This is a genomic window from Streptococcus sp. Marseille-Q5855 (assembly GCF_946901985.1).
In the GTDB taxonomy this organism is placed as follows: Bacteria; Bacillota; Bacilli; order Lactobacillales; family Streptococcaceae; genus Streptococcus.
Genome location: NZ_CAMPPR010000001.1, coordinates 233,032 through 258,246, shown reverse-complemented (window position 1 = coordinate 258,246; position 25,215 = coordinate 233,032). Strand labels below are relative to the sequence as shown.

General features: G+C 42.9%; 28 protein-coding genes and 1 pseudogene. 23 read left to right on the top strand and 6 right to left on the bottom strand.

The genetic code is table 11. The features are described 5' to 3' along the window. Positions 1-7: 7 nt before the first annotated feature. From OC529_RS01290 to yidD, 14 genes are all read left to right on the top strand, one after another. A complete protein-coding gene (locus OC529_RS01290; RefSeq protein ID WP_112443791.1) occupies positions 8-934 on the top strand; it encodes an ATP-binding cassette domain-containing protein in 927 nt (308 codons plus the stop codon). 559 nt (positions 935-1,493) lie between these two features. Next, positions 1,494-2,471 (top strand): ABC transporter substrate binding protein, encoded by a 978-nt coding sequence (locus tag OC529_RS01285; RefSeq protein WP_112443792.1) that lies wholly within the window; start codon positions 1,494-1,496, stop codon positions 2,469-2,471. 11 nt (positions 2,472-2,482) lie between these two features. Next, the gene (locus OC529_RS01280; RefSeq protein WP_112443793.1) at positions 2,483-3,376 is read left to right on the top strand and encodes an ABC transporter permease; all 894 of its coding nucleotides are present in this window, start codon (positions 2,483-2,485) and stop codon (positions 3,374-3,376) included. A 12-nt stretch (positions 3,377-3,388) separates the two neighbouring features. Beyond that, positions 3,389-4,192, top strand: coding sequence for an ABC transporter ATP-binding protein (locus tag OC529_RS01275; protein ID WP_000157661.1), 804 nt, complete (start codon positions 3,389-3,391; stop codon positions 4,190-4,192). A 296-nt stretch (positions 4,193-4,488) separates the two neighbouring features. Then, positions 4,489-4,737 carry a YneF family protein gene (locus OC529_RS01270; RefSeq protein ID WP_000364990.1) on the top strand — a complete coding sequence of 83 codons (249 nt, stop codon included), beginning with the start codon at positions 4,489-4,491 and terminating at the stop codon, positions 4,735-4,737. Positions 4,738-4,937: 200 nt separating this feature from the next. Beyond that, a complete protein-coding gene (gene racE / locus OC529_RS01265) occupies positions 4,938-5,732 on the top strand; it encodes a glutamate racemase (RefSeq protein ID WP_000370376.1) in 795 nt (264 codons plus the stop codon). Further along, positions 5,729-6,700, top strand: coding sequence for a nucleoside-triphosphate diphosphatase (locus tag OC529_RS01260; protein ID WP_164226032.1), 972 nt, complete (start codon positions 5,729-5,731; stop codon positions 6,698-6,700). The genes racE and OC529_RS01260 overlap by 4 nt, the downstream gene beginning before the upstream one ends. Continuing rightward, positions 6,676-7,197, top strand: coding sequence for a metallophosphoesterase (locus OC529_RS01255; protein ID WP_023947098.1), 522 nt, complete (start codon positions 6,676-6,678; stop codon positions 7,195-7,197). Before OC529_RS01260 ends, OC529_RS01255 begins: the two co-directional genes overlap by 25 nt. Further along, positions 7,194-7,655, top strand: a complete 462-nt coding sequence (gene cbpB, locus OC529_RS01250) for a cyclic-di-AMP-binding protein CbpB (RefSeq protein WP_000560710.1) — start codon at positions 7,194-7,196, stop codon at positions 7,653-7,655. Before OC529_RS01255 ends, cbpB begins: the two co-directional genes overlap by 4 nt. After that, complete coding sequence (gene xerD, locus OC529_RS01245; protein ID WP_004269590.1) at positions 7,652-8,386, top strand: site-specific tyrosine recombinase XerD; 735 nt, start codon at positions 7,652-7,654, stop codon at positions 8,384-8,386. The genes cbpB and xerD overlap by 4 nt, the downstream gene beginning before the upstream one ends. Next, positions 8,386-9,114, top strand: coding sequence for a segregation/condensation protein A (locus OC529_RS01240; protein ID WP_000351902.1), 729 nt, complete (start codon positions 8,386-8,388; stop codon positions 9,112-9,114). Before xerD ends, OC529_RS01240 begins: the two co-directional genes overlap by 1 nt. A gap of 18 nt (positions 9,115-9,132) precedes the next feature. Further along, positions 9,133-9,702, top strand: coding sequence for an SMC-Scp complex subunit ScpB (gene scpB / locus OC529_RS01235; protein WP_000105302.1), 570 nt, complete (start codon positions 9,133-9,135; stop codon positions 9,700-9,702). After that, on the top strand, positions 9,689-10,411 hold the full coding sequence (locus OC529_RS01230; RefSeq protein WP_262081317.1) for a pseudouridine synthase: 723 nt from the start codon (positions 9,689-9,691) through the stop codon (positions 10,409-10,411). Before scpB ends, OC529_RS01230 begins: the two co-directional genes overlap by 14 nt. Then, positions 10,411-10,653 (top strand): membrane protein insertion efficiency factor YidD, encoded by a 243-nt coding sequence (yidD, locus tag OC529_RS01225; protein ID WP_000821632.1) that lies wholly within the window; start codon positions 10,411-10,413, stop codon positions 10,651-10,653. The genes OC529_RS01230 and yidD overlap by 1 nt, the downstream gene beginning before the upstream one ends. Before the next feature lie 109 nt (positions 10,654-10,762). On the opposite strand, the gene OC529_RS01220 is transcribed toward yidD, so the two are convergent. The 4 genes from OC529_RS01220 to OC529_RS01205 all read right to left on the bottom strand — a co-directional run bounded on the left by OC529_RS01220 (position 10,763) and on the right by OC529_RS01205 (position 14,484). Next, positions 10,763-11,734 carry a siderophore ABC transporter substrate-binding protein gene (locus tag OC529_RS01220; RefSeq protein ID WP_262081316.1) on the bottom strand — a complete coding sequence of 324 codons (972 nt, stop codon included), beginning with the start codon at positions 11,732-11,734 and terminating at the stop codon, positions 10,763-10,765. A 95-nt stretch (positions 11,735-11,829) separates the two neighbouring features. Next, a complete protein-coding gene (locus OC529_RS01215) occupies positions 11,830-12,582 on the bottom strand; it encodes an ABC transporter ATP-binding protein (RefSeq protein ID WP_262081315.1) in 753 nt (250 codons plus the stop codon). Next, positions 12,579-13,535: an iron chelate uptake ABC transporter family permease subunit gene (locus tag OC529_RS01210; protein ID WP_262081314.1), complete on the bottom strand. Its 957-nt coding sequence runs from the start codon at positions 13,533-13,535 to the stop codon at positions 12,579-12,581. Before OC529_RS01210 ends, OC529_RS01215 begins: the two co-directional genes overlap by 4 nt. Further along, a complete protein-coding gene (locus OC529_RS01205; RefSeq protein ID WP_262081313.1) occupies positions 13,525-14,484 on the bottom strand; it encodes an ABC transporter permease in 960 nt (319 codons plus the stop codon). The genes OC529_RS01210 and OC529_RS01205 overlap by 11 nt, the downstream gene beginning before the upstream one ends. A 238-nt stretch (positions 14,485-14,722) precedes the next feature. On the opposite strand from OC529_RS01205, the gene pepA reads away from it, so the two are divergent. The 6 genes and pseudogenes from pepA (at position 14,723) to OC529_RS01175 (ending at position 19,606) form a co-directional block, all read left to right on the top strand. Beyond that, a complete protein-coding gene (gene pepA / locus OC529_RS01200; RefSeq protein WP_262081312.1) occupies positions 14,723-15,787 on the top strand; it encodes a glutamyl aminopeptidase in 1,065 nt (354 codons plus the stop codon). A 21-nt stretch (positions 15,788-15,808) separates the two neighbouring features. Continuing rightward, positions 15,809-16,105: a bacteriocin immunity protein gene (locus tag OC529_RS01195; RefSeq protein WP_262081311.1), complete on the top strand. Its 297-nt coding sequence runs from the start codon at positions 15,809-15,811 to the stop codon at positions 16,103-16,105. 576 nt (positions 16,106-16,681) lie between these two features. Continuing rightward, complete coding sequence (locus OC529_RS01190) at positions 16,682-17,125, top strand: MarR family winged helix-turn-helix transcriptional regulator (RefSeq protein WP_173282429.1); 444 nt, start codon at positions 16,682-16,684, stop codon at positions 17,123-17,125. A 34-nt stretch (positions 17,126-17,159) separates the two neighbouring features. Further along, positions 17,160-17,351: pseudogene (locus tag OC529_RS01185) on the top strand (polyketide cyclase); the annotation flags it as partial. A gap of 13 nt (positions 17,352-17,364) precedes the next feature. Further along, complete coding sequence (locus OC529_RS01180; protein ID WP_173282431.1) at positions 17,365-18,093, top strand: ATP-binding cassette domain-containing protein; 729 nt, start codon at positions 17,365-17,367, stop codon at positions 18,091-18,093. After that, on the top strand, positions 18,086-19,606 hold the full coding sequence (locus tag OC529_RS01175) for an ABC transporter permease/substrate-binding protein (RefSeq protein ID WP_173282432.1): 1,521 nt from the start codon (positions 18,086-18,088) through the stop codon (positions 19,604-19,606). Before OC529_RS01180 ends, OC529_RS01175 begins: the two co-directional genes overlap by 8 nt. Positions 19,607-19,742: 136 nt before the next feature. On the opposite strand, the gene OC529_RS01170 is transcribed toward OC529_RS01175, so the two are convergent. Further along, the gene (locus tag OC529_RS01170) at positions 19,743-20,279 is read right to left on the bottom strand and encodes a TetR/AcrR family transcriptional regulator (RefSeq protein ID WP_112443809.1); all 537 of its coding nucleotides are present in this window, start codon (positions 20,277-20,279) and stop codon (positions 19,743-19,745) included. Positions 20,280-20,411: 132 nt separating this feature from the next. On the opposite strand from OC529_RS01170, the gene OC529_RS01165 reads away from it, so the two are divergent. Next, positions 20,412-21,269 (top strand): cation diffusion facilitator family transporter, encoded by an 858-nt coding sequence (locus OC529_RS01165; RefSeq protein WP_200832345.1) that lies wholly within the window; start codon positions 20,412-20,414, stop codon positions 21,267-21,269. Between the two features lie 61 nt (positions 21,270-21,330). Here the strand turns inward: OC529_RS01165 and galR are convergent, their stop codons facing one another. Beyond that, complete coding sequence (gene galR / locus OC529_RS01160; RefSeq protein WP_262081310.1) at positions 21,331-22,335, bottom strand: DNA-binding transcriptional regulator GalR; 1,005 nt, start codon at positions 22,333-22,335, stop codon at positions 21,331-21,333. Between the two features lie 164 nt (positions 22,336-22,499). Between galR and OC529_RS01155 the strand changes: the two genes are divergently transcribed. Both OC529_RS01155 and OC529_RS01150 read left to right on the top strand, forming a co-directional pair. Then, the gene (locus tag OC529_RS01155; RefSeq protein WP_262081309.1) at positions 22,500-23,678 is read left to right on the top strand and encodes a galactokinase; all 1,179 of its coding nucleotides are present in this window, start codon (positions 22,500-22,502) and stop codon (positions 23,676-23,678) included. 18 nt (positions 23,679-23,696) lie between these two features. After that, entirely contained in the window at positions 23,697-25,178 is a 1,482-nt protein-coding gene (locus OC529_RS01150) for a UDP-glucose--hexose-1-phosphate uridylyltransferase (RefSeq protein ID WP_262081308.1), read from the top strand. Positions 25,179-25,215 lie beyond the last annotated feature (37 nt).

Here is a 25,215-nt window from a genome sequence, read left to right as displayed (position 1 = left end):
GAAGGAAATGTCTGAAAAATTAGTAGAAATCAAAGATTTAGAAATTTCCTTCGGTGAAGGAAGTAAGAAGTTTGTCGCGGTTAAAAATGCCAACTTCTTTATCAACAAGGGAGAAACGTTCTCGCTTGTTGGTGAGTCAGGTAGTGGGAAAACAACTATTGGTCGTGCCATCATTGGTCTAAATGATACAAGTAATGGTGATATCATTTTTGATGGTCAAAAGATTAATGGTAAGAAATCGCGTGAACAAGCTGCGGAATTGATTCGTCGTATCCAGATGATTTTCCAAGACCCTGCAGCAAGTTTGAATGAACGTGCCACTGTTGATTATATTATTTCTGAAGGTCTTTACAATCATCATCTGTTCAAAGATGAGGAAGAACGTAAAGAGAAGGTTAAAAGTATTATCCGTGAAGTGGGGCTTCTTGCTGAGCACTTGACTCGTTACCCTCATGAATTCTCAGGTGGTCAACGTCAACGTATCGGTATTGCCCGTGCCTTGGTCATGCAACCAGACTTTGTTATTGCGGATGAGCCCATTTCAGCTTTGGACGTTTCTGTACGTGCCCAAGTCTTGAACTTGCTTAAAAAATTCCAAAAAGAACTTGGCTTGACCTATCTCTTTATCGCCCATGACTTGTCGGTTGTTCGTTTTATTTCAGATCGTATCGCAGTTATTTACAAGGGTGTTATTGTAGAGGTTGCAGAAACAGAAGAATTGTTTAACAATCCAATTCACCCATATACTCAAGCCTTACTTTCAGCGGTACCAATCCCAGATCCAATCTTGGAACGTAAGAAGGTCTTGAAGGTTTACGATCCAAGTCAGCACGACTATGAGACTGATAAGCCATCTATGGTAGAAATCCGTCCAGGTCACTATGTTTGGGCTAACCAAGCCGAATTGGCGCGTTACCAACAAGGGTTAAACTAATAATGGTTTTATAATTTCCATGTCAATTTTTATGGAAATTATAAACCTTTTTTTGTTGGACTGATTTGAAAAAACTTTGAAAGCGGCTTGAAAGAATTTTCGAAAAATTTTAAAAAATTCTGAAATATTCTTGACAGGTGATGAAAAAGGTGGTAAGATAGGAAACATCAAAAAAGAAAGCAGAAAAAGAAATGAATAAAAGACAAGCTGTAACAATGAATCAAAACTTTTACTTTAGCTACTTTAGATAGTGTTTGTAGACATGTCACCATGGATGCAAACAGTTCAAGCAATTTGTTTGTATCTATGTGGCTAAGATTTTTGATTGTGGTCCATATAGATGAATATCTAAATGGACTAGCAAAGTTATAACTTGTTAGATTTTTTCAAGCATCCGTTTAGGTATTATCTAGGCGGTTTTTTGTTTTATACTCTTCGAAAATCAAATTCAAACCACGTCAACGTCGCCTTGCCGTACTCAAGTACAGCCTGCGGCTAGTTTCCTAGTTTGCTCTTTGATTTTCATTGAGTATTATCTTTTCTGAGAAGGAGTTTCATTATGAAAGTTGTTCGAAAATTGCTAGCACCCCTCTTGGTAGTGGGGATCCTCTTAACCTCTCTGATCAGTTTGCATCAGTTGAAGGCAGATAAGAAAAAAGATGTATTTCGTATCGGTATTTCACAATTTATTACCCACCAGTCTCTAGACGCTACTAGAGAAGGTTTTGTGGATGAGCTGGGCAAGCAAGGTTATATTGAAGGGAAAAATATCGAGATTGATTTGCAAAATGCACAGGGAGAACAAAGAAATCTAAAAACGATTTCCCAGCAACTAGCAGAATCTAGTGATGTCGTTCTAGCTATCGCAACGCCTTCTGCTCAGAGCTTGGCTAATACAACACAAACGACACCGGTTATCTTTTCAGCGGTAACAGATCCTGTCAGTGCCAAGTTGGTTGAGTCAAGAGAACATCCTGGGGGCAATGTAACTGGGACAAGCGATCAGTCATCAGATGCCATTTCAACCCAAATCAATTTGATAAAGAAAGTGTTGCCAAAAGCTAAAACGATTGGAATCCTCTATACTCAGAGCGAGCCAAACTCAGTTGTCCAAAAGGATGAAGCTAAGCGCCTTCTGGAAGAAAAAGGCTTTACCGTTGTTGAAAAAACAGTCTTGGACAGTAACAACGTCAAGGCGGCAGCAGAAAGCTTGATGGCAGAGGTGGATATGGTTTTTGTACCAACGGATAATATCATTTCATCAACCATGGAAACAGTCAAGCAGGTTTCTATTAAACACAAGGTTCCAGTATTCGGTGGTTCAACAGAAATGATTGCTGTTGGCGGCTTGTATAACTACGGAACTAATTATGAAGAATTGGGAAGACAGACAGCTCGCATGCTGATTCGTGTTTTAAAAGGTGAGAAGCCAGAAAATATAGCAGTTGAGTTGCCTGAAAAACTGGAATTACATACCAATCAAGAAATGGCAGATGCATTGGGAATTGATATTAGTAAGTTAGAAGGCAAGGAATAAGGAGGTTTGAGATGAATTTTGTATTATCTAGTTTATCAGAAGGTTTGTTGTGGTCGATTATGGCTATTGGGGTCTACTTGACTTTCCGTATTTTGGATATTGCGGATATGACTGCTGAAGGAGCCTTTCCACTGGGGGCGGCTGTCGTCGTATCTCAGATACAGGGAGGGACAAATCCTTGGATTGCGACCGTACTTGCTGTGCTGGCAGGTATGGTAGCAGGTCTGGTATCAGGAATGCTCCACACCAAGATGAAAATTCCAGCTCTCTTGACAGGGATTGTGACCTTGACAGGGCTTTATTCAATCAATATTAAAATCATGGGAAGTGTGCCCAATCTTTCCTTGGGAGATTCTGCAACTGTCTTTAAACAGTTGGCTAGCTTGGGACTGACAAATGAAGAAGCTGTTTTCTCACTTAGTTTGGCCTGTCTATTACTTGTTTGTTTGGTCTTGACTCTTTTGATGAAAACAGAGATTGGCTTGGTCTTGCGTTCGACTGGGGACAATATTCCGATGAGTGAGGCCAATGGGGTCAATGTAGACACCATGAAGATTGTTGGTTACATGATTTCAAACGGCTTGATTGCCCTATGTGGTTCCTTGTTTGCCCAAAATGATGGATTTTCAGATGTGACTTCTGGGACAGGAACCATCGTTGTTGGTTTGAGTGCAGTGATTATTGCGGAAGTCTTGATACACGACTTGACCATTGGAGGCCGCTTATTATCCATCGGAATCGGTGCTATTGTATACCGTTTGATTATTTTAAATATCTATGAAATTCCAAATCTAGATCAAAACCTAGTTCGTCTCTTTAATGCAATTTTGCTAGCCTTAGTTTTATTTGCACCAGAATTGCAAAAGAGGTTAAAGATTCGTGGTCTGAAATTGAGAAATGAATAGGAGGAGAAAGTTATGGCAAGTTTGTTAACACTTGAAAATATTCACAAAACATTTGAAGCAGGGACGGTCAATGAGAACCATGTCCTCAAAGGATTAGATTTAGAAGTTGAAGAGGGAGATTTTATCTCTGTGATTGGTGGAAATGGAGCAGGGAAATCCACTTTGATGAATATCTTGGCTGGCAATCTATCGGTGGACGAAGGGGACCTTCTACTGGCAGGGAAATCCATTAAAAATCTGAGTGTAAGAAAGAGAGCTAAGGATATTGCCCGTGTTTTTCAAGATCCTAAGATGGGAACAGCTTCTCGTTTGACGATTGAGGAGAATATGGCTATTGCCTTGAGACGCGGGCAGAAGAGAGGGCTTGGTTGGGGCGTGAAGGAGAAGGATAGAATCCAGTTCCAAGAAGCCTTGAAAGAGTTGAATATTGGCCTTGAAAATCGCTTGAAAGTAGATACTCAATACCTTTCAGGAGGACAAAGACAGGCCTTGACCCTAGTCATGGCAGCCTTGGTGAAACCTAAGCTCTTGTTGTTGGATGAACATACTGCGGCACTTGACCCGAAAACTAGTCAAATGGTGATGGATTTGACGCAAAAGATTGTGGAACACCATCAGTTGACGACTTTGATGATTACCCACGATATGAACCATGCGATTGAGTACGGAAATCGTCTCATTATGCTCTATCAAGGCAAGATAGTGGTGGATGTAAAAGGAGAAGAGAAAAAGCATCTGACAGTTGAAGACCTCATGCATCTCTTCCAGAAAAATAGTGGCCAAAGTTTGGTCAGTGATGAATTGGTTTTGGGATAAAGAAAAAGGCTGAGATCTAGTGTCTCAGTCTTTTATTTCTTGCGTTTTGCAAAATCTCTTCAAACCACGTCAGCTCTATCTGCAACCTCAAAACAGTGTTTTGAGCAGCATGCGGCTAGCTTCCTAGTTTGCTATTTGATTTTCATTGAGTATAAACTCAGCAAGGAGCCCTCTTTTGCAGAAAAGAAGGGTTCTTTTTGCTGTCTATTCCCTCCCTGAAAGCGTAAAACAAACTAGTCAGGGTGGCTAGTTTGTGGTATAATGAAAGAGACTCAAAAAGAAACAGGAGAAAAATGATGGATTTACTTTTAGCAATTGTATTGATTGTGCTAGCTTTTCTAGGAGGAGCTCTTGGAGGAATGTACTTGGTTCGTAAGCAAATCGAAAAAGAATTTGCTGACAACCCACGTTTGAATGCTGAAGCAGTTCGTACTCTTTTGAGTGCAAATGGTCAAAAACCAAGCGAAGCTAAGGTACAACAAGTTTACCACCAAATCATCCGCCAACAAAAGGCAGCCCTTGCTAACAATAAAAAGAAAAAATAAATAAGGAAAAGTCTGGGATGAAAGTTCCAGACTTCTCACTATGTCGGCTAAGGGTTTAGGGATGAGACTTTTTCCTTGCATTCTATTGATATTTGATTATGATTAAGAGAGATAGTTGTTGAGTAGGCTATCATTCGGTTCATAAGGCTCAATAATCATAATGAACTATCAATCAGAAAAAAGACTAGAAAGAAGACTGTATGGATAATCGACCAATTGGTTTTTTGGATTCGGGTGTCGGGGGCTTGACCGTTGTGCGCGAGCTTATGCGCCAACTTCCCCATGAAGAAATCGTCTATATTGGAGATTCGGCACGGGCGCCTTATGGTCCCCGTCCTGCTGAGCAAATTCGTGAATATACTTGGCAGTTGGTCAACTTTCTTTTGACCAAGGATGTCAAAATGATTGTCATTGCTTGTAATACTGCGACTGCGGTCGTCTGGGAAGAAATCAAGGCTCAACTAGATATTCCTGTCCTAGGTGTTATTTTGCCAGGAGCTTCGGCAGCTATCAAGTCCAGTCAAGGTGGGAAAATCGGAGTGATTGGAACACCCATGACGGTACAATCAGATATCTACCGTCAGAAAATCCATGATTTGGATCCGGACTTACAGGTGGAGAGTTTGGCCTGTCCCAAGTTTGCTCCCTTGGTGGAGTCTGGTGCCCTGTCAACCAGTGTTACCAAGAAAGTGGTCTATGAAACCCTGCGTCCCTTGGTTGGAAAGGTGGATAGCTTGATTTTGGGCTGTACCCATTATCCACTGCTCAGACCCATTATTCAAAATGTCATGGGGCCAAAGGTTCAGCTCATCGATAGTGGGGCAGAGTGTGTACGGGACATTTCAGTCTTACTTAATTATTTTGAAATCAATCGTGGTCGCGATGCTGGACCACTCCATCACCGTTTTTACACAACAGCCAGCAGCCAAAGTTTTGCACAAATTGGTGAAGAATGGCTGGAAAAAGAAATTCATGTGGAGCATGTAGAATTATGACAAATAAAATTTATGAATACAAGGATGACCAGGACTGGTATGTTGGGTCCTATAGCATTTTTGGTGGTGTCCGGACTTTGACTGATGAAGACTTGGATTTTCCTCTAGTTGGATTGGCCAAAATCTTTCGAGACGAGGAACGAGGTTTTCCACTTTCAGTTATTGTTTTACGCTATGGTTCTCCCTACCGTTTATTGTCTTTTGTAGTAGATATCCTTAACCAAGAAATGGGACGAAATTTGGAAGTTATTCAACGTCAGGGAGCCCTGCTCTTGGTTGAAAATGGGCAGCTCTTGTATGTAGAATTGCCTAAAGAAGGGGTCAATGTTCATGATTTCTTTGAGACAAGCAAGGTCAGAGAAACCTTATTGATTGCGACTCGTAACGAGGGCAAGACCAAGGAATTCCGAGCTATCTTTGACAAGCTAGGCTACGATGTGGAAAATCTTAATGATTATCCAGACCTGCCTGAAGTAGCAGAAACAGGTATGACCTTTGAAGAAAATGCCCGCCTCAAGGCAGAAACCATTTCCCAATTAACGGGCAAGATGGTTCTGGCAGATGACTCAGGTCTCAAAGTCGATGTCCTTGGTGGCTTGCCAGGTGTCTGGTCAGCTCGTTTCGCAGGAGTGGGAGCTACTGACCGTGAAAACAATGCTAAACTCTTGCACGAATTGGCCATGGTCTTTGAACTCAAGGACCGCTCGGCTCAGTTCCATACAACCCTAGTCGTAGCCAGTCCAAACAAGGAAAGTTTGGTTGTTGAAGCAGACTGGCCTGGCTACATTAACTTTGAACCCAAGGGTGAAAATGGCTTTGGCTATGACCCTCTCTTCCTTGTGGGAGAGACAGGCAAATCCTCAGCTGAGTTAACCCTTGAAGAAAAAAATAGTCAATCTCACCGTGCCTTAGCCGTTAAGAAACTTTTGGAGGTATTTCCATCATGGCAAAGCAAACCATCATTGTAATGAGCGATTCTCATGGCGATAGCTTGATTGTGGAAGAAATCCGTGATCGCTATGTAGGCAAAGTTGATGCCGTTTTTCATAACGGCGATTCTGAACTGCGTCCTGATTCTCCCCTTTGGGAGGGCATCCGCGTTGTTAAAGGGAACATGGACTTTTACGCCGGCTACCCAGAACGTTTGGTGACTGAGCTTGGTTCGACCAAGATTATCCAAACCCATGGTCACTTGTTTGACATCAATTTCAACTTTCAAAAGTTGGACTACTGGGCTCAGGAAGAAAATGCTGATATCTGCCTTTATGGTCACTTGCATGTGCCAAGCGCTTGGATGGAAGGCAAGACCCTCTTTCTAAATCCAGGTTCCATCAGTCAACCACGTGGGACCATCAGAGAATGTCTCTATGCTCGTGTGGAGATTGATGACAGTTATTTCAAAGTGGACTTTTTGACACGAGACCACGAGGTGTATCCGGGCTTGTCCAAGGAGTTTAGCCGATGATTGCCAAGGAGTTTGAGACTTTCTTGTTGGGGCAGGAGGAAACTTTTTTGACCCCTGCTGAAAATCTAGCTGTGTTGATTGATACTCACAATGCAGATCACGCGACACTCTTGCTCAGTCAGATGACCTATACCCGTGTTCCTGTTGTGACAGATGAAAAACACTTTGTTGGGACGATTGGGCTCAGAGATATTATGGCTTATCAGATGGAGCATGATTTGAGTCAAGAAATCATGGCGGATACGGACATTGTTCATATGACCAAAACGGACGTAGCGGTCGTCTCGCCTGATTTTACCATTACGGAGGTCTTGCACAAGCTGGTAGATGAGTCCTTCTTGCCGGTTGTGGATGCGTCAGGAATTTTCCAAGGGATTATTACGCGCAAGTCTATCCTCAAGGCAGTCAATGCCCTCTTGCATGACTTTAGTAAGGAATATGAGATTCGATGCAAATGAAAGACAGGATTTCAGCCTTTTTAGAGGAAAAGCAGGGTCTGTCTGCCAATTCCAAGCAGTCCTATAAGTATGATTTGGAGCAATTTTTAGACATTGTGGGCGAGCGGATTTCGGAGACCAGTCTCAAGATTTACCAAGCCCAGCTAGCCAATCTAAAAATCAGCGCCCAGAAGCGAAAGACTTCGGCCTGTAATCAATTTCTCTACTTTCTCTATCAAAAAGGAGAAGTGGATAGCTTTTATCGTTTGGAATTAGTCAAACAAGCTGAAAAGAAGACCGTAAAACCCGAACTGTTAAACCTAGCCTCTTTTTGGCAGGAAAGTGATTATCCAGAGGGACGCTTGCTAGCGCTCTTAATCCTAGAAATGGGACTCTTGCCAAGTGAGATTTTAGCTCTCAAGGTTGCGGATATCAATCTGGATTTTCAGGTGTTGCGAATCAAGAAGGCTTCCCAACAGAGGATTATCACCATTCCCACGACCTTGCTTTCAGAATTGGAGCCCTTGATGGGCCAGACCTATCTTTTTGAAAGGGCAGGGAAAGCCTATTCTCGTCAGTGGGCCTTTCGTCAGTTAGAAGCTTTTGTCAAGGAGAAAGGTTTTCCAGCACTATCAGCCCAAGCCCTACGGGAACAGTTCATTCTAAGACAAATAGAAAAGAAGGTCGATTTGTACGAAATTGCAAAAAAATTAGGATTAAAAACAGTTCTGACCATAGAAAAATATAGATAATGGATATTAAACTAAAAGATTTTGAAGGGCCTCTGGACTTGCTCTTGCACCTTGTTTCTAAGTACCAGATGGATATCTACGATGTGCCTATTACGGAAGTCATCGAACAGTACCTAGCCTATGTCTCAACCCTGCAGGCCATGCGTCTGGAAGTGACGGGGGAGTACATGGTTATGGCTAGTCAGCTCATGCTGATCAAGAGCCGCAAACTCCTTCCAAAGGTAGCAGAAGTGACCGACTTGGAGGATAACCTAGAGCAGGATCTTCTCTCTCAAATCGAAGAATACCGCAAGTTCAAGCTCTTGGGGGAGCATTTGGAAGCCAAGCACCAAGATCGGGCCCAGTACTATTCCAAAGCACCGACAGAATTGATTTACGAAGATGCGGAGCTTGTGCATGACAAGACGACCATTGACCTCTTTTTGGCTTTTTCAAATATCCTAGCCAAGAAAAAAGAGGAGTTTGCACAGAATCACACGACTATCTTGCGGGATGAGTATAAGATTGAGGATATGATGGTCATCGTGAAAGAGTCCATGACTGGACGAGATCAATTGCGCTTGCAGGATTTGTTTAAGGAAGCCCAGAATGTCCAAGAGGTCATCACCCTCTTTTTGGCAACCCTAGAGTTAATCAAAACCCAGGAGCTGATTCTTGTGCAAGAGGAGAGTTTCGGAGATATTTATCTCATGGAAAAGAAGGAAGAAAGTCAAGTGGCCCAAAGCTAGACTTGATAGAGAGGAAAGATGAGTACTTTAGCAAAAATAGAAGCGCTCTTGTTTGTAGCGGGTGAAGATGGGATTAGAGTCCGCCAGTTAGCTGAACTCCTCTCTCTGCCACCGACAGGCATCCAACAGAGTTTAGAAAAATTAGCTCAGAAGTATGAAAAGGACCCAGATTCCAGTTTGGCTCTGATTGAGACAGGGGGCGCTTATAGATTGGTGACCAAACCTCAATTTGCAGAGATTTTGAAGGAATACTCTAAGGCACCTATCAACCAGAGTTTATCTCGGGCTGCCCTTGAGACCTTGTCCATCATTGCTTACAAACAGCCCATCACACGGATAGAGATTGATGCCATCCGTGGGGTCAACTCGAGTGGAGCCTTGGCAAAGTTGCAGGCTTTTGACTTGATTAAAGAAGACGGGAAAAAAGAAGTGTTGGGTCGTCCCAACCTCTATGTGACTACAGATTATTTCCTAGATTACATGGGGATAAACCATTTAGAAGAATTACCAGTGATTGATGAGCTTGAGATTCAAGCCCAAGAAAGCCAATTATTTGGTGAAAGGATAGAAGAAGATGAGAATCAATAAGTATATTGCCCACGCAGGTGTGGCCAGTAGGAGAAAAGCAGAAGAGCTGATCAAGCAAGGTTTGGTGACGGTTAACGGCCAAGTGGTACGTGAACTAGCAACGACCATCAAGTCAGGCGACAAGGTCGAAGTTGAAGGCCAGCCTATCTACAACGAAGAAAAGGTTTACTATCTGCTTAACAAACCACGCGGTGTCATTTCCAGTGTGACAGATGACAAGGGGCGTAAGACTGTTGTCGACCTCTTGCCTAACGTGAAGGAGCGCATCTACCCTGTAGGTCGTTTGGATTGGGATACATCAGGAGTTTTGATTTTGACTAATGATGGGGATTTTACGGATGAGATGATTCACCCTCGTAATGAGATTGACAAGGTTTATGTCGCGCGTGTTAAAGGTGTGGCCAATAAGGATAATCTCCGCCCCTTAACCCATGGACTTGAGATTGATGGCAAGAAAACCAAGCCGGCTGTCTATGAGATTCTCAAAGTGGACCCAGTTAAAAACCGCTCTGTGGTGCAGTTGACCATCCATGAAGGGCGTAACCACCAGGTTAAAAAGATGTTTGAAGCTGTCGGTCTCCAAGTGGACAAGTTGTCACGGACTCGTTTCGGACACCTAGACTTGACAGGTCTTCGTCCGGGAGAATCCCGCCGTCTTAATAAAAAAGAAATCAGCCAACTACACACCATGGCTGTAACCAAGAAATAATGAAACGAATTTTAATCGCGCCTGTGCGCTTTTACCAACGTTTTATCTCACCAGCCTTTCCACCCTCTTGTCGCTTTGAGCCTACCTGTTCAAACTATATGATTCAGGCTATTGAAAAACATGGCTTCAAGGGTGTTTTGATGGGCTTGTCTCGGATTTTACGTTGCCATCCCTGGTCGAAAACAGGTAAGGACCCCGTCCCAGATCACTTTTCACTCAAACGGAATCAAGAAGGGGAATGAGGTTGGGCAAAAGGTTTTAATAAAATGATAAAAACGCATCCTATCAGGTTTGAGTGAGCTTGATAGGATGCGTTTTATCATGTAAAGATGTGATTGAGTTTAAAGCAGCTTATTTCAAGGCTTTTTGTGCGTCTTCAATCATGAGTTTTGTTGATTCAAGTCCGCCTCCGCTTAGATACCAGAGATCTGGTGTTAGTTGGATGATCTTTCCATTTTTAGCGGCAGGTGTTTCAGCGATGAGGGCATTTTCTAGGACGCCATCGTTGCTTGAGTTGTCACCACCGATGGCAAGGGTACGGTTGATGACAAAGAGGATGTCAGGGTTGATTTCTTTGACACTTTCAAAGCTGACTTCTTGTCCGTGGCGTGAGTCTTCGAATTTAGTGTCAGTTGGCTTGAATTTCAAGGTTTGATACAAGAAAGAGAAACGAGATTGGGCACCAAAGGCAGCCATTTTTCCTTCATTGAGGAGGATAGCAAGGGCTTTTTTGTCAGAACTTTCGTTTTTAGTTGCGACTTCTTGGATGCTCTTGTCTAGCTTGTCCAATTCTTCCTTGGCTTTCTGTGTACCAGTTTCACCAAAGGCGCTTGCTAGGGATTCGATATTAGTCTTGGTAGAAGTCCAGTAGTCATCTTTGCCTGCTTGGAAGAGAACAGTCGGAGCGATTTCGTTGAACTTATCTACGAATTTTTGGGTACGTGGTGAAGCGATAATTAGGTCTGGTTCAAGAGCAGCAAGGGCTTCTAGGTCTGGCTCAACCATAGAACCAACATTTTTAACTTTTCCAGCTAGGTCTTTTAGATAAGTCGGAACAGTTTTTGTAGGCATTCCGACGATATTCTTTTCAAAACCTAAAGCGCGAATAGTATCCGCAGCACCGAGGTCAAAGGTCACAATCTTTTCAGGGACTTTTGAAAGTGTGACTATACCTAGTGAACTTTTAATGGTTACCTCTGTTGGAGCAGAGCTACTTGTCTCCGACTGGCTGGTACTTGAGTTTGAGGTTGTACTACATGCACCAAGTAGGAGCAAGAAGCTAGCCACTAGGGCAGTGAAATAAAGTTTAAGGGATGTTTTCATGATTTCTCCTTTTTAAAATGTGATAACGATTTAGGGAGTCTCTAGGTTTTATTGACTAAGAGACTGAAGGTTCTCTAACTCGAGTTTCTGAGTTACTAGCTATAGATACAAATCTTTTTGCCATTGATATCAGCTAGCGTGATAGGAATCTCATAAAGTTGACTGAGCAGATCAGCTTGCATGATTTGATCGGTTCTTCCCTTGCGAAAGACTCGGCCGTCCTTGAAGGCGACAATTTCATCCGCATACTGGCTGGCCATGTTAATATCGTGGAGGACGATGATAATGGTTTTCCCGAGTTCCTCCACCAGTCGCTTGAGAATCTGCATCATACTAACACTTTGCTTGATATCGAGATTGTTGAGTGGTTCGTCTAGCAAGATAAAGTCTGTATCCTGGGCCAGTACCATAGCGATAAAGACCCGTTGGAGCTGGCCTCCAGACAGGCTATCGATGTAGCGGTCTTTTAAGTTGGTCAGTTCTAAATAGTCCAGAGTTTCTCGGATTTTTTCCCAGTCTTCTGGTCTCAGTCGACCTCGGCTGTAGGGAAAACGTCCAAAGCTGACCAGTTCTTCAACCGTCAATTTGGCTTGGTAATTGATTTTCTGCTTTAGGATGGTCAGTTCTTGAGCTAGTTCTTGTGAATTCCAGCTCTCGATTTCACGTCCTTTGATACTGAGAATTCCCTGATCTTTCTTGGTTAGTCTGCTCATGATGGAGAGGAGAGTCGATTTTCCAGCACCATTTGGACCAATAAAGGCTGTCAGTTTCTGAGGACTGACTTCAAGCGAAATGCCTTGCAAAATATCCTGTTTTTGAATGGATTTGTCAATGTTTTCCAGTTTCACTGACGCGCCCTCCTGTAGAGTAAGATAAAGAATAAGAGACTACCTACGCTCTCGATAATCATACTGATGCGAATTTCCAGTGCAAAGACTCGTTCAATCAGGGCCTGTCCCAAGGTCAAACTGATAAATCCAATTAGAATGGCTACGGTAAAGAGTAATTTGTGCCGATAGTCTTTGACAATCAGGTAGGTGAGGTTAGCTAGCATAAAGCCGAAGAAGGCCATAGGCCCTACCAAGGCAGTGGCCGTTGAAGTTAAAAGCACGATGCCCCAGAGGAGTTCTCTCTGTTCTTTTTCAACATCGAGTCCCAATATCCGAGCTGTTTCTCTTTGTAGGTGCAAGACATCCAGAATGACTGCTTTTCGAAAGAAAAAGATGGTCAATGCGAGGATGATTAGAGAACCGATGGCTAGGATGGAAGTGTTGAGATGTTGAAAGGAAGCAAAGAGACTGTTCTGCAGTTTATCGTATTCGTTTGGATCCATCAGGACCTGAAGGAAGGTACTGATATTTCGAAAGAGACTTCCGAGAGCTAGACAGATTAGCAGGATGAAGACTAGGTCTTGTTTCATCAGTGTCTTCAAGTAGCCTTGCAAGGCGAGAAAGAAGAGGGATTGGACGATAAGTAAGATTAGGAATTCTAAGATAGGAGACTTGCCAAGTTGAAGAAACTTACTTTCAAAAACCAGTAGCAGAGTTTGCAGTAGGACGTAGAAGGATTCGATTCCTAAAATACTAGGCGTCAGGAAGCGATTTTCCGTCAGGGTTTGAAAACTAATGGTTGAAATCCCAGTCGCGATGGCTACCAAGAGATAAACGATGATCTTTTGGGAACGCAACTTCCAAGCAAAGGATGACAAGTGAGTGATGGGCCAAAAGTAGAGAAGACAAGCTCCGATGGCCAGAATAATGAGAAGCCAGAAGAGCTTGGTATGTTTGCTTTTAGACTGCATCTCTTCGTCCCCCTCTCCATAGAAGTAGGATAAAGACGAGGCTACCAATGATTCCTAGTAGAAGACTGACAGACAGCTCATAGGGCCGAATCAAGACTCGAGAGAGGATGTCGCAGGCTAGGACCAGATTGGCACCAACCAGTGCGACGATGAGTTTGGTCTGACTCAGATTATCTCCGTAGCGCTTGCGAACAAGATTGGGAACGATGATCCCGAGAAAAGGCAAGCCACCTACGGTAATCATGGTGGCACTAGTCGTTAGCGCCACCAGAAAGAGGGCCAGTTTTTCAAGTAGGGAGTATGAAATCCCCAAACTCTCGCTGGTTTCTTTCCCTAGATTCATGATGGTAAAAGTTTGGGATAATTTCCAAACGGCTATCAGGATAATGAGGCCTAAAAAGAGCCATTCATACTGATGGGTCTGAATCATGGAGAAGGACCCCTGGGTCCAAGCAGTCATACTCTGAACCAGATTGAAACGGTAGGCGATAACTTCTGTCACAGAGCCGATAATCCCGCTATAGATGATCCCAATCAGAGGCAACATCCACCTTTCCTTTACAGTAAAAATGGTCATAAAGGTTAGGAAGAAGAGGGTAAATACGATGGATGAAACAAAAGCAAAGACCATCTTTTGGGTCAGACTAGCCGATGGAAAGACAAAGAGGCTCAATACCATTCCTAGTTTGGCAGCTTCAGTGGTTCCAACTGTGCTTGGAGCAGCAAACTGATTTTGAGTGATAGTCTGCATGAGAAGTCCTGCCATACTCATACTAGAGGCGGTCAGGAGAATGCTGATAGTTCTTGGGAGACGGGATTCTTGAAAGAGAAGCCAAGTTTCATGATCCAGTGCAAAGAGCTTTCCCCATGAAAAATCACTGGTTCCAATGCTAATAGAGAGAAAGACTAGGAGTAGAAGTAAGCCAATTAAATAATGAGAAAGTTTCATACCCCATCCTTTCATGTAGATTTGGTATCGAAAGATACCTGCGGATATTACTGTAACACGATTTCTTTAATCTGTCAATAAATTTTCTGACAATTTAATGTAAAAAGAAAGAAAAATTCCTGAAAGAACATCTGCCCCCTATTTTTTATAGGAAAACTGAGTAAAAAAACTATCCACCTTCCCGCTATCCTTCTCCTATAAAAAGTGGTAAAATGGATGAAAGAAAGAAGGAACTGAAATGACAACATTATTTTCAAAAATCAAAGAAGTAACAGAACTTGCTGCGATCTCAGGTCATGAAGCACCTGTCCGTGCTTATCTTCGTGAAAAGTTGACACCGCACGTGGATGAAGTGGTGACAGATGGCTTGGGTGGTATTTTTGGTATCAAACATTCAGAAGTTGCGGATGCACCGCGCGTCTTGGTCGCTTCTCACATGGATGAAGTTGGTTTTATGGTCAGCGAGATCAAGCCAGACGGTACCTTCCGTGTGGTTGAAATTGGTGGTTGGAATCCTATGGTAGTCAGCAGCCAACGTTTCAAACTCCTGACTCGTGATGGTCGTGAAATTCCAGTGATTTCAGGTTCTGTCCCTCCACATTTGACTCGTGGTAAGGGTGGACCAACCATGCCAGCCATTGCAGATATCGTCTTTGATGGCGGTTTTGCGGATAAGGCTGAGGCAGAAAGCTTTGGCATCCGTCCTGGCGACACCATCGTACCAGATAGTTCTGCAATCTTGACAGCCAATGAAAAAAATATCATCTCAAAAGCTTGGGACAATCGCTACGGGGTTCTCATGGTTAGCGAGTTGGCGGAAGCTCTGTCAGGTCAAAAACTTGGCAATGAACTCTATCTGGGTTCTAACGTCCAAGAAGAAGTTGGTCTCCGTGGTGCTCATACTTCTACAACCAAGTTTGACCCAGAAGTATTCCTCGCAGTTGACTGCTCACCTGCTGGTGATGTTTATGGCGGTCAAGGCAAGATTGGAGATGGAACCTTGATTCGTTTCTACGATCCAGGTCACTTGCTTCTCCCAGGTATGAAGGATTTCCTTTTGACAACGGCTGAAGAAGCGGGTATCAAGTACCAATACTACTGTGGTAAAGGCGGAACAGACGCTGGCGCAGCTCATCTGAAAAATGGTGGTGTCCCATCTACAACAATCGGTGTTTGCGCTCGTTATATCCATTCTCATCAAACCCTCTACGCTATGGATGACTTCTTAGAAGCGCAAGCTTTCTTGCAAGCCTTGGTGAAGAAATTGGATCGTTCAACAGTTGATTTGATTAAACATTATTAAACCATAAGGGAGGTGGTAGGGATGGTAGAACCAAACCTAGAAAGCCTTATAAAAGATCTTTACAATCATGCTCGACATGATTTGAGTGAAGATTTAGTTGCTGCTCTCCTAGAGACTGCTAAAAAACTGCCTACTACAAATGAGCAATTGCTGGCAGTTCGTCTCTCAGGCCCGGTCAATCGTGAATTGCTCAAGAATCCTAGACATCCGGCACCTGAGTTGCTCAACTTGGCTCGCTTTATCAAAAGAGAAGAAGCTAAGTACAGAGGAACTGCGGCTTCTGCGCTTATGTACGGGGAGTTCTTTAAAATGCTTTGATTCCATTGTGAATCAAAGCATTTTTTGTAAGATCTATCTAGTGAGCGCTCAAATAGTAGTAACAAGGAATCATGAGAAGTTAGCTGAAGCAATAGTAGTGATGAAACTTCTGTAATGGAAGTGGAGCGAAGTGAGGAATCGTCAAACAGTAGGGGATAGGCTGTTTGAAGGGTGCTATGAGAAAGATAGGGTAAGGTGAAATTAAATACGAACAAATTGATTGGGAAATTCAAATTGCTTTCTATCAATGTTTTAGAAGATACAGTGCCCTAGTCCAACTTCAATATACTATAGAAGAACAGATGGAAGCAATTATGATTTACTTCTATCTTTAAAATAAATGGTCTGATAGGAAAAACATGTCCCATCATAAAATATAGGATAGTACGGATGGAAGGCTTTTGTAGACTGGAGGACGAAGGAGTTTAGAAACTCTCGTTAAAAGTTAGTTGAACCGGAGTATGGTGATGTAAATCATTATCAAAAATTATTTCTACATCGAAATAGTTGACAGTTGAAAGGACAAGTGTTACAATTATTTTATTCGTTTCGATATCGAAATAAATTGGAGGTGTTATGAAAGATAGTCATTTGCTAGCCCATCATATTCGTTTGTTGAATGGGCGGATTTTTCAAAAGTTACTGAGTCAAGACCCTGAAGCTCTTTATAGGGGTGAACAGGGGAAGATTTTAGCGGTTTTATGGAATAGTGAAACTGGTTGCGCAACTGCGACAGATATTGCGCTTGCGACTGGGCTTGCAAATAATACGCTGACGACTATGATAAAAAAGCTAGAGGAACAAAAGCTTGTAATTGTTAGTCCGTGTGGAAAAGACAAGCGTAAGAAGTATTTAGTTTTAACGGAGTTAGGCAAGTCCCAGAAAGAAGTGGGACATCGTGTCAGTCAGAAATTGGATACGATCTTTTACAAAGGATTTTCAGAGGAAGAAATTTGTCAGTTTGAAGCCTTTCAAGAAAGAATTTTGGCTAATCTGAAAGAGGAGGAAAATGAGGTTTAAAATGGAGCAAATTAGCTGTTTATAAGTAAAGGCCACTTTTGACTTTGTTTTCCAACTCTTAGGACAAGGAAACTATGTGGTTAGCTATGGTCAGACTCAGATTGATGGCCTTGCTTATGCCCAGTACGATATCTTCCGTTTAGAGAACGGGAAAATTTTTGAGCATTGGGGCAATAAGGAAGTTATGCCTAAGGTAGAAGACTTGACCAATCGAGGGAAGTTTTAAATGAGGATACAGAATGATTGAATACAAAAATGTAGCTTTACGTTACACAGAAAAAGATGTCTTGAGAGATGTTAATTTACGGATTGAGAATGGGGAATTTATGGTTTTAGTAGGGCCTTCTGGGTCCGGTAAGACGACCATGATCAAGATGATTAACCGTCTCTTGGAACCGACTGATGGAAATATTTATATGGATGGCAAGCGCATCAAAGACTATGATGAGCGTGAGCTTCGTCTGTCTACTGGTTATGTTTTACAAGCCATTGCTCTCTTTCCCAATCTAACGGTTGCGGAAAATATTGCCCTGATTCCTGAGATGAAGGACTGGACTAAGGAAGAAATTGCTCAGAAAACAGAAGAGCTTTTAGCTAAGGTTGGTTTACCAGTGGCTGAGTATGGGCATCGTTTGCCTAGTGAATTATCTGGTGGAGAACAGCAACGGGTTGGTATTGTCCGTGCTATGATTGGTCAGCCTAAGATTCTCCTCATGGATGAACCTTTTTCAGCCTTGGATGCTATTTCGAGAAAACAGTTACAGGTTCTGACTAAAGAATTGCATAAAGAGTTTGGGATGACAACGATTTTTGTGACCCATGATACGGATGAAGCCTTGAAGTTGGCGGACCGTATTGCTGTCTTGCAGGATGGAGAAATTCGCCAGGTAGCGAATCCCGAGACTATTTTAAAAGCTCCTGCCACAGAATTTGTAGCAGACTTGTTTGGAGGTAGTGTTCATGACTAATTTAATTGCAACTTTTGAGGATCGTTTTAGCGATTGGTTGACAGCTCTATCTCAACATTTGCAGTTGTCACTGTTGACCTTATTACTAGCTATTTTTATCGCGATTCCCTTGGCTGTTTCTCTTCGCTATCATGAGAAGCTGGCCGACTGGGTCTTGCAGATTGCAGGGATTTTCCAGACTATCCCGTCACTGGCCTTGTTGGGACTCTTTATCCCCTTGATGGGAATTGGAACCTTGCCGGCTTTGACAGCGCTAGTGATTTATGCGATTTTCCCTATTTTGCAAAATACCATCACTGGGCTCAAGGGAATTGATCCGAGTCTACAGGAGGCTGGGATTGCCTTTGGTATGACTAGATGGGAACGTCTCAAGAAGTTTGAAATTCCACTTGCCATGCCTGTTATCATGTCTGGGATTCGGACAGCAGCAGTATTGGTTATCGGTACAGCAACCTTGGCGGCCTTGATTGGTGCAGGGGGACTGGGTTCCTTTATTCTTTTGGGAATTGACCGTAATAATGCCAGTCTGATTCTGATTGGGGCACTTTCTTCTGCGGTGCTAGCTATTGCCTTTAACTTCCTGCTAAAAGTGATGGAAAAAGCAAAATTGCGGACGATTTTCTCTGGTTTTGCCTTGGTGACCTTATTGCTCGGTCTGTCTTATAGTCCAGCCCTTTTGGCTCAAAAAGAGAAAGAAAATTTGGTGATTGCTGGAAAATTGGGTCCAGAACCAGAAATTTTGGCCAATATGTATAAGTTGCTGATTGAAGAAAATACCAGTATGACTGCGACTGTTAAACCGAATTTTGGGAAAACAAGTTTCCTCTATGAAGCTTTGAAAAAAGGCGATATTGACATCTATCCTGAATTTACCGGTACGGTGACTGAAAGTCTACTTCAACCATCACCGAAAGTTAGTCATGAGCCAGATCAGGTTTATCAGGTGGCGCGTGATGGCATTGCCAAACAGGATCATCTAGCCTATCTCAAACCCATGTCTTATCAAAATACCTACGCTGTAGCTGTTCCGAAAAAGATTGCTCAGGAATACGGCTTGAAGACCATTTCGGACTTGAAAAAAGTGGAAGGGCAGTTGAAGGCTGGATTTACCCTTGAGTTTAATGACCGTGAAGATGGTAATAAGGGCTTGCAATCAATGTATGGTCTCAATCTCAATGTAGCGACCATGGAGCCAGCCCTTCGCTATCAGGCAATTCAGTCAGGTGATATTCAAATTACGGATGCCTATTCGACTGATGCGGAATTGGCACGTTATGATTTACAGGTATTGGAAGATGACAAGCAACTCTTCCCACCTTATCAAGGGGCTCCACTCATGAAAGAAGCTCTTCTCAAGAAGCATCCTGAGTTGGAAACAGTTCTCAATAAATTGGCTGGTAAAATTACTGAAAGCCAGATGAGCCAGCTTAACTATCAAGTCGGTGTTGAAGGCAAGTCAGCAGAACAAGTAGCCAAGGAGTTTCTACAAGAACAAGGTTTGTTGAAGAAATAGTTTGAAAATGTCAAACTCAACTTTGTTAAACGATTATATAGAAGAACGCTCAGACAATGTCGTCTGGGCTTTTTTATTGTCGAAAAGATAAAAACTCAGTAGCCTGGGCATAAGGCAACTGAGCTCTAGTCTGTATTTAGTCTTTAGAAATGAGAAGGTCTAGATAAAACTGGACAACTTCCTGATTTGTGAAGTCTTGCCCTTTTTTGAGCCACCAGGTCAAGGTTTCGATAAAGTTGGTCACGACCAAGTGTTGGAGATAAGAAACAGGCAGACTTGGGTGAGATTCTTTCAACTCATCAGCCAACATGGGATAGACATGGTGCTCCAGTTCTTTATGAAGTTGGCGAAGGAAGTAGTCATTTTTGGAGAATAGCAGACTGGTGATATGGTCTTGGTTTTTCTGAAAATGAAGAAAGAGATGGGCGAGATAAACCTTAGTTGAAATGGATTTTTCTCTTTCAAAAAGATGATGGAATAGGTAGCGGCAAAGCTCGTCCAGAAGCAGCTCCTTGCTCTCATAGTGACAGTAAAAAGTAGAACGTCCTACATCTGCGAGATCAATAATATCCTGAACAGTAGTGGATTCGTAGCCCTTATCGTTCAAAAGTTGTAGAAAAGCTTGAAAGATGGCTTTTTTTGTTTTGCTGATACGGCGGTCAATCTTAGTCATATAGACACTTGAGGCAAATTGTTCAGAACTGAATAAAGCTGACCTTTTGCTTCTATCCTTTCTTTGAGTTTTAGTGGATAATGATAATGAACAAGATGTTCATAAATCTATTATAACAAAGGAATGAGAAAGATGAAGGCAAAATATACTGTTTGGCTAGCTTTTTTCTTAAATTTGACTTATTCCATTGTCGAGTTTATCGCTGGTGGAGTGTTTGGTTCTAGTGCAGTTCTTGCTGACTCGGTGCATGACTTGGGAGATGCGATTGCTATTGGGATCTCAGCCTTTTTGGAAAGTATCTCCAATCGTGAAGAAGACAGCCACTATACCTTGGGCTACAAGCGTTTTAGCCTTTTAGGGGCCATGGTAACGGCTGTGATTCTTATGACAGGGTCCGTTTTGGTCATTTTGGAAAATATAGCGAAAATCTTTCATCCACAACCGGTCAATGATGAGGGGATTCTCTGGTTAGGAATTATTGCGATTACTATCAATGTGCTAGCGAGTCTCGTCATTCGCAAAGGACAAACCAAGAACGAATCCATTCTCAGCCTGCACTTTCTGGAAGATACCTTGGGTTGGGTGACTGTCATCCTGATGGCCATTGTTCTTCGATTTACCGATTGGTATATCTTGGATCCGCTCTTGTCTCTTGTTATTTCCTTCTTTATTCTGTCAAAAGCCCTTCCACGTTTTTGGAGCACGCTCAAGATATTCCTCGATGCAGTGCCAGAAGGAGTAGATATCCAGAAGATCAAGACGGATTTAGCAGAATTGGACCATGTCGCTAGTATCAATCAGCTTAATCTCTGGACTATGGATGGTTTGGAAAAAAATGCCATTGTCCATGTTTGTTTAAAAGAGATGGAGCATATGGAAACTTGTAAAGAATCTATTCGAATTTTCCTCAAAAATTGTGGCTTTCAAAATATTACCATTGAAGTTGATGCAGACCTAGAAAGTCACCAAGCACATAAGCGAAAGGTGTGAGTTGGAGCAGAATCATAGAGATTATTAGAGAAACAGCCTTGCTAGAGGTCGTTTTGTAATCCTAATCATTCCTTGTACTCTCTCTCAATGTCAGTCTGGTTCCCAGCATAGTAAGGCTAGGGATTTTGCGACCGTGGAGTACTTCCTTATTAAGAATATCCATGCCTGCTCTGCCCATTTCTTCGGTATAGACGGTGATGCTGGAGAGGGGAGGATAGACTTGCTTGGTCAGGCTAGTATCGTTAAAGGAAATGAGGCTGACGCGGTCTGGCAGGCTGATTCCAGCTTCTTGGAGGGCACGGAGGGCACCGATAGCCAAACTATCGCTGGCTGCGAAAAAGGCTGGTGGGAGTTGGTCTCCTAAACTCTGAATGGCCTCCTTCATCAAGTCATAGCCAGACTGGGCAGTAAAGCTTCCTTGAAAGACTAGTTCATCATGATAGATTCCCTTTGCTTGACTGTAGTTTCTGAAATTTTCCAGCCGCTTATCCTCAATGATTTCTTCTTGGTCGGTTGTTTCCTCAAGCCCTGTTAGAATCCCGATACGGTTCATTCCTTGGCTGAGGAAATAATCGATAACCTGTTTCATGGCAGTGTAAAAGTCCGTGATAATGCAGGTGTGTCCTAGTGAGAGGGTATCGCTGTCTAGAAAGACAAGAGGCTTTTGGTATTCTTCAAAGGCAGAAATCTGAGCTCGGCTAAACTTTCCGATGCAGAGAATCCCAATCACCTCCTCGCTTAGGGTAAAAGGATGGTCATTAAAATAGCGCAAGATATCATAGTCCAACTCTTGGGCTCTTTTTTCTATGCCTAGGCGAATCTGGTAGTAGTAGAGATCGTCCAGCTCTCCTTGTTCGCTGACCCATTGGATAATGGCAATCTTTTGCTTGGGTTTGTGGGACTCGCCTGTCTTGAGGTGCTTGGTGTAGTCCAGCTCTTCAGCAACGGTTAAAATACGGTGTCGGGTTTCTTCTGTAACAGATAGACTCTGGTCGCGGTTGAGGACACGGGATACGGTCGCGATAGAGACAGAAGCTAGTTGTGCAATGTCTTTTAAGGTAGCCATAAATCCTCCTTCTTTAAGGTTAGTATATCATATTTTTCTGCTTTTTACTGATAATTTAGTAAAATTTTAGTAAAAAGGATTGACCTTGGGAAATCCCTTGGATACAATAGAAGAAAACGATTACACGTTAAGGTGACTTAACGGACAGTCAAAGGAGAATTCATATGACACAAGATCTTACTGCTGAAGCTCTTCGTAAAGACTTTCTTGCTGTTTTTGGTCAAGAAGCAGACCAAACCTTCTTTTCACCAGGTCGTATCAACTTGATTGGTGAACATACAGACTACAACGGTGGACACGTTTTTCCAGCTGCTATTTCCTTAGGAACTTATGGGGCTGCTCGCAAACGTGATGATCAAGTCTTGCGTTTCTACTCAGCTAACTTTGAGGACAAGGGCATTATCGAAGTGCCTCTCGCTGACCTCAAGTTTGAAAAAGAGCACAACTGGACCAATTATCCAAAAGGAGTTCTTCATTTCTTGCAAGAAGCTGGACACGTGATTGATAAAGGTTTTGATTTTTATGTTTATGGGAATATCCCAAATGGTGCTGGTTTGTCTTCTTCAGCATCCTTGGAACTTTTGACAGGGGTCGTGGCAGAGCATCTCTTTGATTTAAAACTAGAGCGTCTCGATTTGGTTAAAATCGGAAAACAAACAGAAAATAACTTTATCGGAGTAAATTCTGGCATTATGGACCAGTTTGCTATCGGTATGGGGGCTGACCAACGTGCTATTTACTTAGATACCAATACTTTAGAATACGACTTGGTGCCACTTGATTTGAAGGACAATGTCGTTGTTATCATGAACACCAATAAACGTCGTGAATTGGCGGACTCTAAATACAATGAACGTCGTGCTGAGTGTGAAAAAGCAGTGGAAGAATTGCAAGTTGCCTTGGATATTCAGACTTTGGGTGAATTGGACGAGTGGGTCTTTGACCAATATAGCTACCTAATCAAAGATGAAAATCGTTTGAAACGTGCTCGCCATGCTGTGCTTGAAAACCAACGTACCCTCAAAGCTCAAGCAGCCCTTCAAGCAGGAGATTTGGAAACATTTGGTCGTTTGATGAATGCGTCACACGTTTCCCTAGAGCATGACTATGAAGTAACTGGTTTGGAATTGGATACCCTTGTTCATACAGCTTGGGCACAAGAAGGAGTTCTCGGTGCTCGTATGACAGGAGCAGGTTTTGGCGGATGTGCCATTGCCTTGGTGCAAAAAGATACTGTTGAGGCCTTTAAGGAAGTTGTAGGCAAACACTACGAGGAAGTAGTTGGGTATGCTCCAAGTTTCTATATCGCTGAAGTTGCAGGTGGCACTCGCGTCCTTGATTAGTCAGAAGGAGGCTCTATAGTGACCTTAGTAGATAAATTTGTAACACATGTCATTTCTGAAAGTTCATTTGAGGAAATGGATCGAATCTACCTGACCAATCGTGTCTTGGCACGAGTGGGAGACGGTGTTTTGGAAGTTGAGACGGATCTGGATAAAGTGATTGACCTCAAGGACAAGCTGGTTGAGGAAGCCGTTCGATTAGAGACGATTGAGGATAGTCAGACTGCGCGTGAAATCCTTGGCGCTGAACTGATGGACTTGGTGACTCCTTGTCCGAGTCAGGTCAATCGTGACTTTTGGGCAACCTATGCCCAATCTCCTGAGCAAGCGATAGAGGATTTTTACCAACTCAGTCAGAAAAATGACTACATCAAACTCAAGGCCATTGCTAAAAATATCGCTTATCGTGTTCCATCTGATTACGGTGAACTTGAAATTACCATCAACCTCTCTAAGCCTGAAAAGGATCCCAAAGAGATTGCGGCAGCCAAGTTGGTGCAAGCTAGTAATTATCCTCAGTGTCAGCTTTGTCTAGAGAATGAGGGCTACCATGGTCGAGTTAACCACCCAGCTCGCAGCAACCACCGTATTATCCGCTTTGAAATGGCTGGTCAGGAGTGGGGCTTCCAGTATTCGCCCTATGCTTATTTTAATGAGCACTGTATTTTCTTAGATGGCCAGCATCGTCCCATGGCCATTAGTCGTCAGAGTTTTGAACGTCTGTTGGCTATCGTAGAGCAGTTTCCAGGCTATTTTGCGGGCTCTAATGCCGACTTGCCGATTGTGGGGGGCTCTATTCTCACTCATGATCACTATCAGGGAGGCCGTCACGTCTTTCCGATGGAATTGGCTCCCTTGCAAAAGACTTTTCAATTTGCAGGTTTTGAGCAGGTCAAGGCTGGAATTGTCAAGTGGCCTATGTCAGTGTTGCGTTTGACTTCGGATTCCAAAGAAAATTTGATCAATTTAGCTGACAAGATTTTGCAGGAATGGCGTCAGTATTCAGATCCTGCAGTGCAGATTTTAGCAGAGACGGACGGAACACCGCATCACACCATCACACCCATTGCCCGTAAACGCGATGGCCAGTTTGAGTTGGACTTGGTCTTGAGGGACAATCAGACTTCTGCAGAACATACTGATGGCATCTATCATCCTCACAAGGATGTCCAACATATCAAGAAGGAAAATATCGGCTTGATTGAGGTCATGGGCTTGGCAATCTTGCCACCACGTTTGAAAGAAGAAGTGGAGCAAGTTGCTAGCTATCTTGTAGGAGAAGCTGATACAGTTGCCGATTATCATCAGGAATGGGTAGACCAACTCAAAGTCCAACATCCAGATCTAGCGGATAAAGAAAGAGCCCTTGAAATCGTCAAAGACTCTGTGGGTGCTATCTTTGCGCGTGTACTTGAGGATGCAGGAGTCTACAAGCAGACAGAACAAGGACAGGCAGCCTTTATGCGCTTTGTGGAGCAGGTCGGAATTTTGCCAGACTAGGAGCTTTATCCTTGCACAGTCCTATAAAAAGTAGTAT

Excerpts from the sequence above, each read along its gene's own strand:
- OC529_RS01290 (WP_112443791.1), top strand. The coding sequence starts at position 8 with ATGTCTGAAAAATTAGTAGAAATCAAAGATTTAGAAATTTCCTTCGGT.
- OC529_RS01285 (WP_112443792.1), top strand. The coding sequence starts at position 1,494 with ATGAAAGTTGTTCGAAAATTGCTAGCACCCCTCTTGGTAGTGGGGATC.
- OC529_RS01280 (WP_112443793.1), top strand. The coding sequence starts at position 2,483 with ATGAATTTTGTATTATCTAGTTTATCAGAAGGTTTGTTGTGGTCGATT.
- OC529_RS01275 (WP_000157661.1), top strand. The coding sequence starts at position 3,389 with ATGGCAAGTTTGTTAACACTTGAAAATATTCACAAAACATTTGAAGCA.
- OC529_RS01270 (WP_000364990.1), top strand. The coding sequence starts at position 4,489 with ATGGATTTACTTTTAGCAATTGTATTGATTGTGCTAGCTTTTCTAGGA.
- racE (WP_000370376.1), top strand. The coding sequence starts at position 4,938 with ATGGATAATCGACCAATTGGTTTTTTGGATTCGGGTGTCGGGGGCTTG.
- OC529_RS01260 (WP_164226032.1), top strand. The coding sequence starts at position 5,729 with ATGACAAATAAAATTTATGAATACAAGGATGACCAGGACTGGTATGTT.
- OC529_RS01255 (WP_023947098.1), top strand. The coding sequence starts at position 6,676 with ATGGCAAAGCAAACCATCATTGTAATGAGCGATTCTCATGGCGATAGC.
- cbpB (WP_000560710.1), top strand. The coding sequence starts at position 7,194 with ATGATTGCCAAGGAGTTTGAGACTTTCTTGTTGGGGCAGGAGGAAACT.
- xerD (WP_004269590.1), top strand. The coding sequence starts at position 7,652 with ATGAAAGACAGGATTTCAGCCTTTTTAGAGGAAAAGCAGGGTCTGTCT.
- OC529_RS01240 (WP_000351902.1), top strand. The coding sequence starts at position 8,386 with ATGGATATTAAACTAAAAGATTTTGAAGGGCCTCTGGACTTGCTCTTG.
- scpB (WP_000105302.1), top strand. The coding sequence starts at position 9,133 with ATGAGTACTTTAGCAAAAATAGAAGCGCTCTTGTTTGTAGCGGGTGAA.
- OC529_RS01230 (WP_262081317.1), top strand. The coding sequence starts at position 9,689 with ATGAGAATCAATAAGTATATTGCCCACGCAGGTGTGGCCAGTAGGAGA.
- yidD (WP_000821632.1), top strand. The coding sequence starts at position 10,411 with ATGAAACGAATTTTAATCGCGCCTGTGCGCTTTTACCAACGTTTTATC.
- OC529_RS01220 (WP_262081316.1), bottom strand. The coding sequence starts at position 11,734 with ATGAAAACATCCCTTAAACTTTATTTCACTGCCCTAGTGGCTAGCTTC.
- OC529_RS01210 (WP_262081314.1), bottom strand. The coding sequence starts at position 13,535 with ATGCAGTCTAAAAGCAAACATACCAAGCTCTTCTGGCTTCTCATTATT.
- OC529_RS01205 (WP_262081313.1), bottom strand. The coding sequence starts at position 14,484 with ATGAAACTTTCTCATTATTTAATTGGCTTACTTCTACTCCTAGTCTTT.
- pepA (WP_262081312.1), top strand. The coding sequence starts at position 14,723 with ATGACAACATTATTTTCAAAAATCAAAGAAGTAACAGAACTTGCTGCG.
- OC529_RS01195 (WP_262081311.1), top strand. The coding sequence starts at position 15,809 with ATGGTAGAACCAAACCTAGAAAGCCTTATAAAAGATCTTTACAATCAT.
- OC529_RS01190 (WP_173282429.1), top strand. The coding sequence starts at position 16,682 with ATGAAAGATAGTCATTTGCTAGCCCATCATATTCGTTTGTTGAATGGG.
- OC529_RS01180 (WP_173282431.1), top strand. The coding sequence starts at position 17,365 with ATGATTGAATACAAAAATGTAGCTTTACGTTACACAGAAAAAGATGTC.
- OC529_RS01175 (WP_173282432.1), top strand. The coding sequence starts at position 18,086 with ATGACTAATTTAATTGCAACTTTTGAGGATCGTTTTAGCGATTGGTTG.
- OC529_RS01170 (WP_112443809.1), bottom strand. The coding sequence starts at position 20,279 with ATGACTAAGATTGACCGCCGTATCAGCAAAACAAAAAAAGCCATCTTT.
- OC529_RS01165 (WP_200832345.1), top strand. The coding sequence starts at position 20,412 with ATGAAGGCAAAATATACTGTTTGGCTAGCTTTTTTCTTAAATTTGACT.
- galR (WP_262081310.1), bottom strand. The coding sequence starts at position 22,335 with ATGGCTACCTTAAAAGACATTGCACAACTAGCTTCTGTCTCTATCGCG.
- OC529_RS01155 (WP_262081309.1), top strand. The coding sequence starts at position 22,500 with ATGACACAAGATCTTACTGCTGAAGCTCTTCGTAAAGACTTTCTTGCT.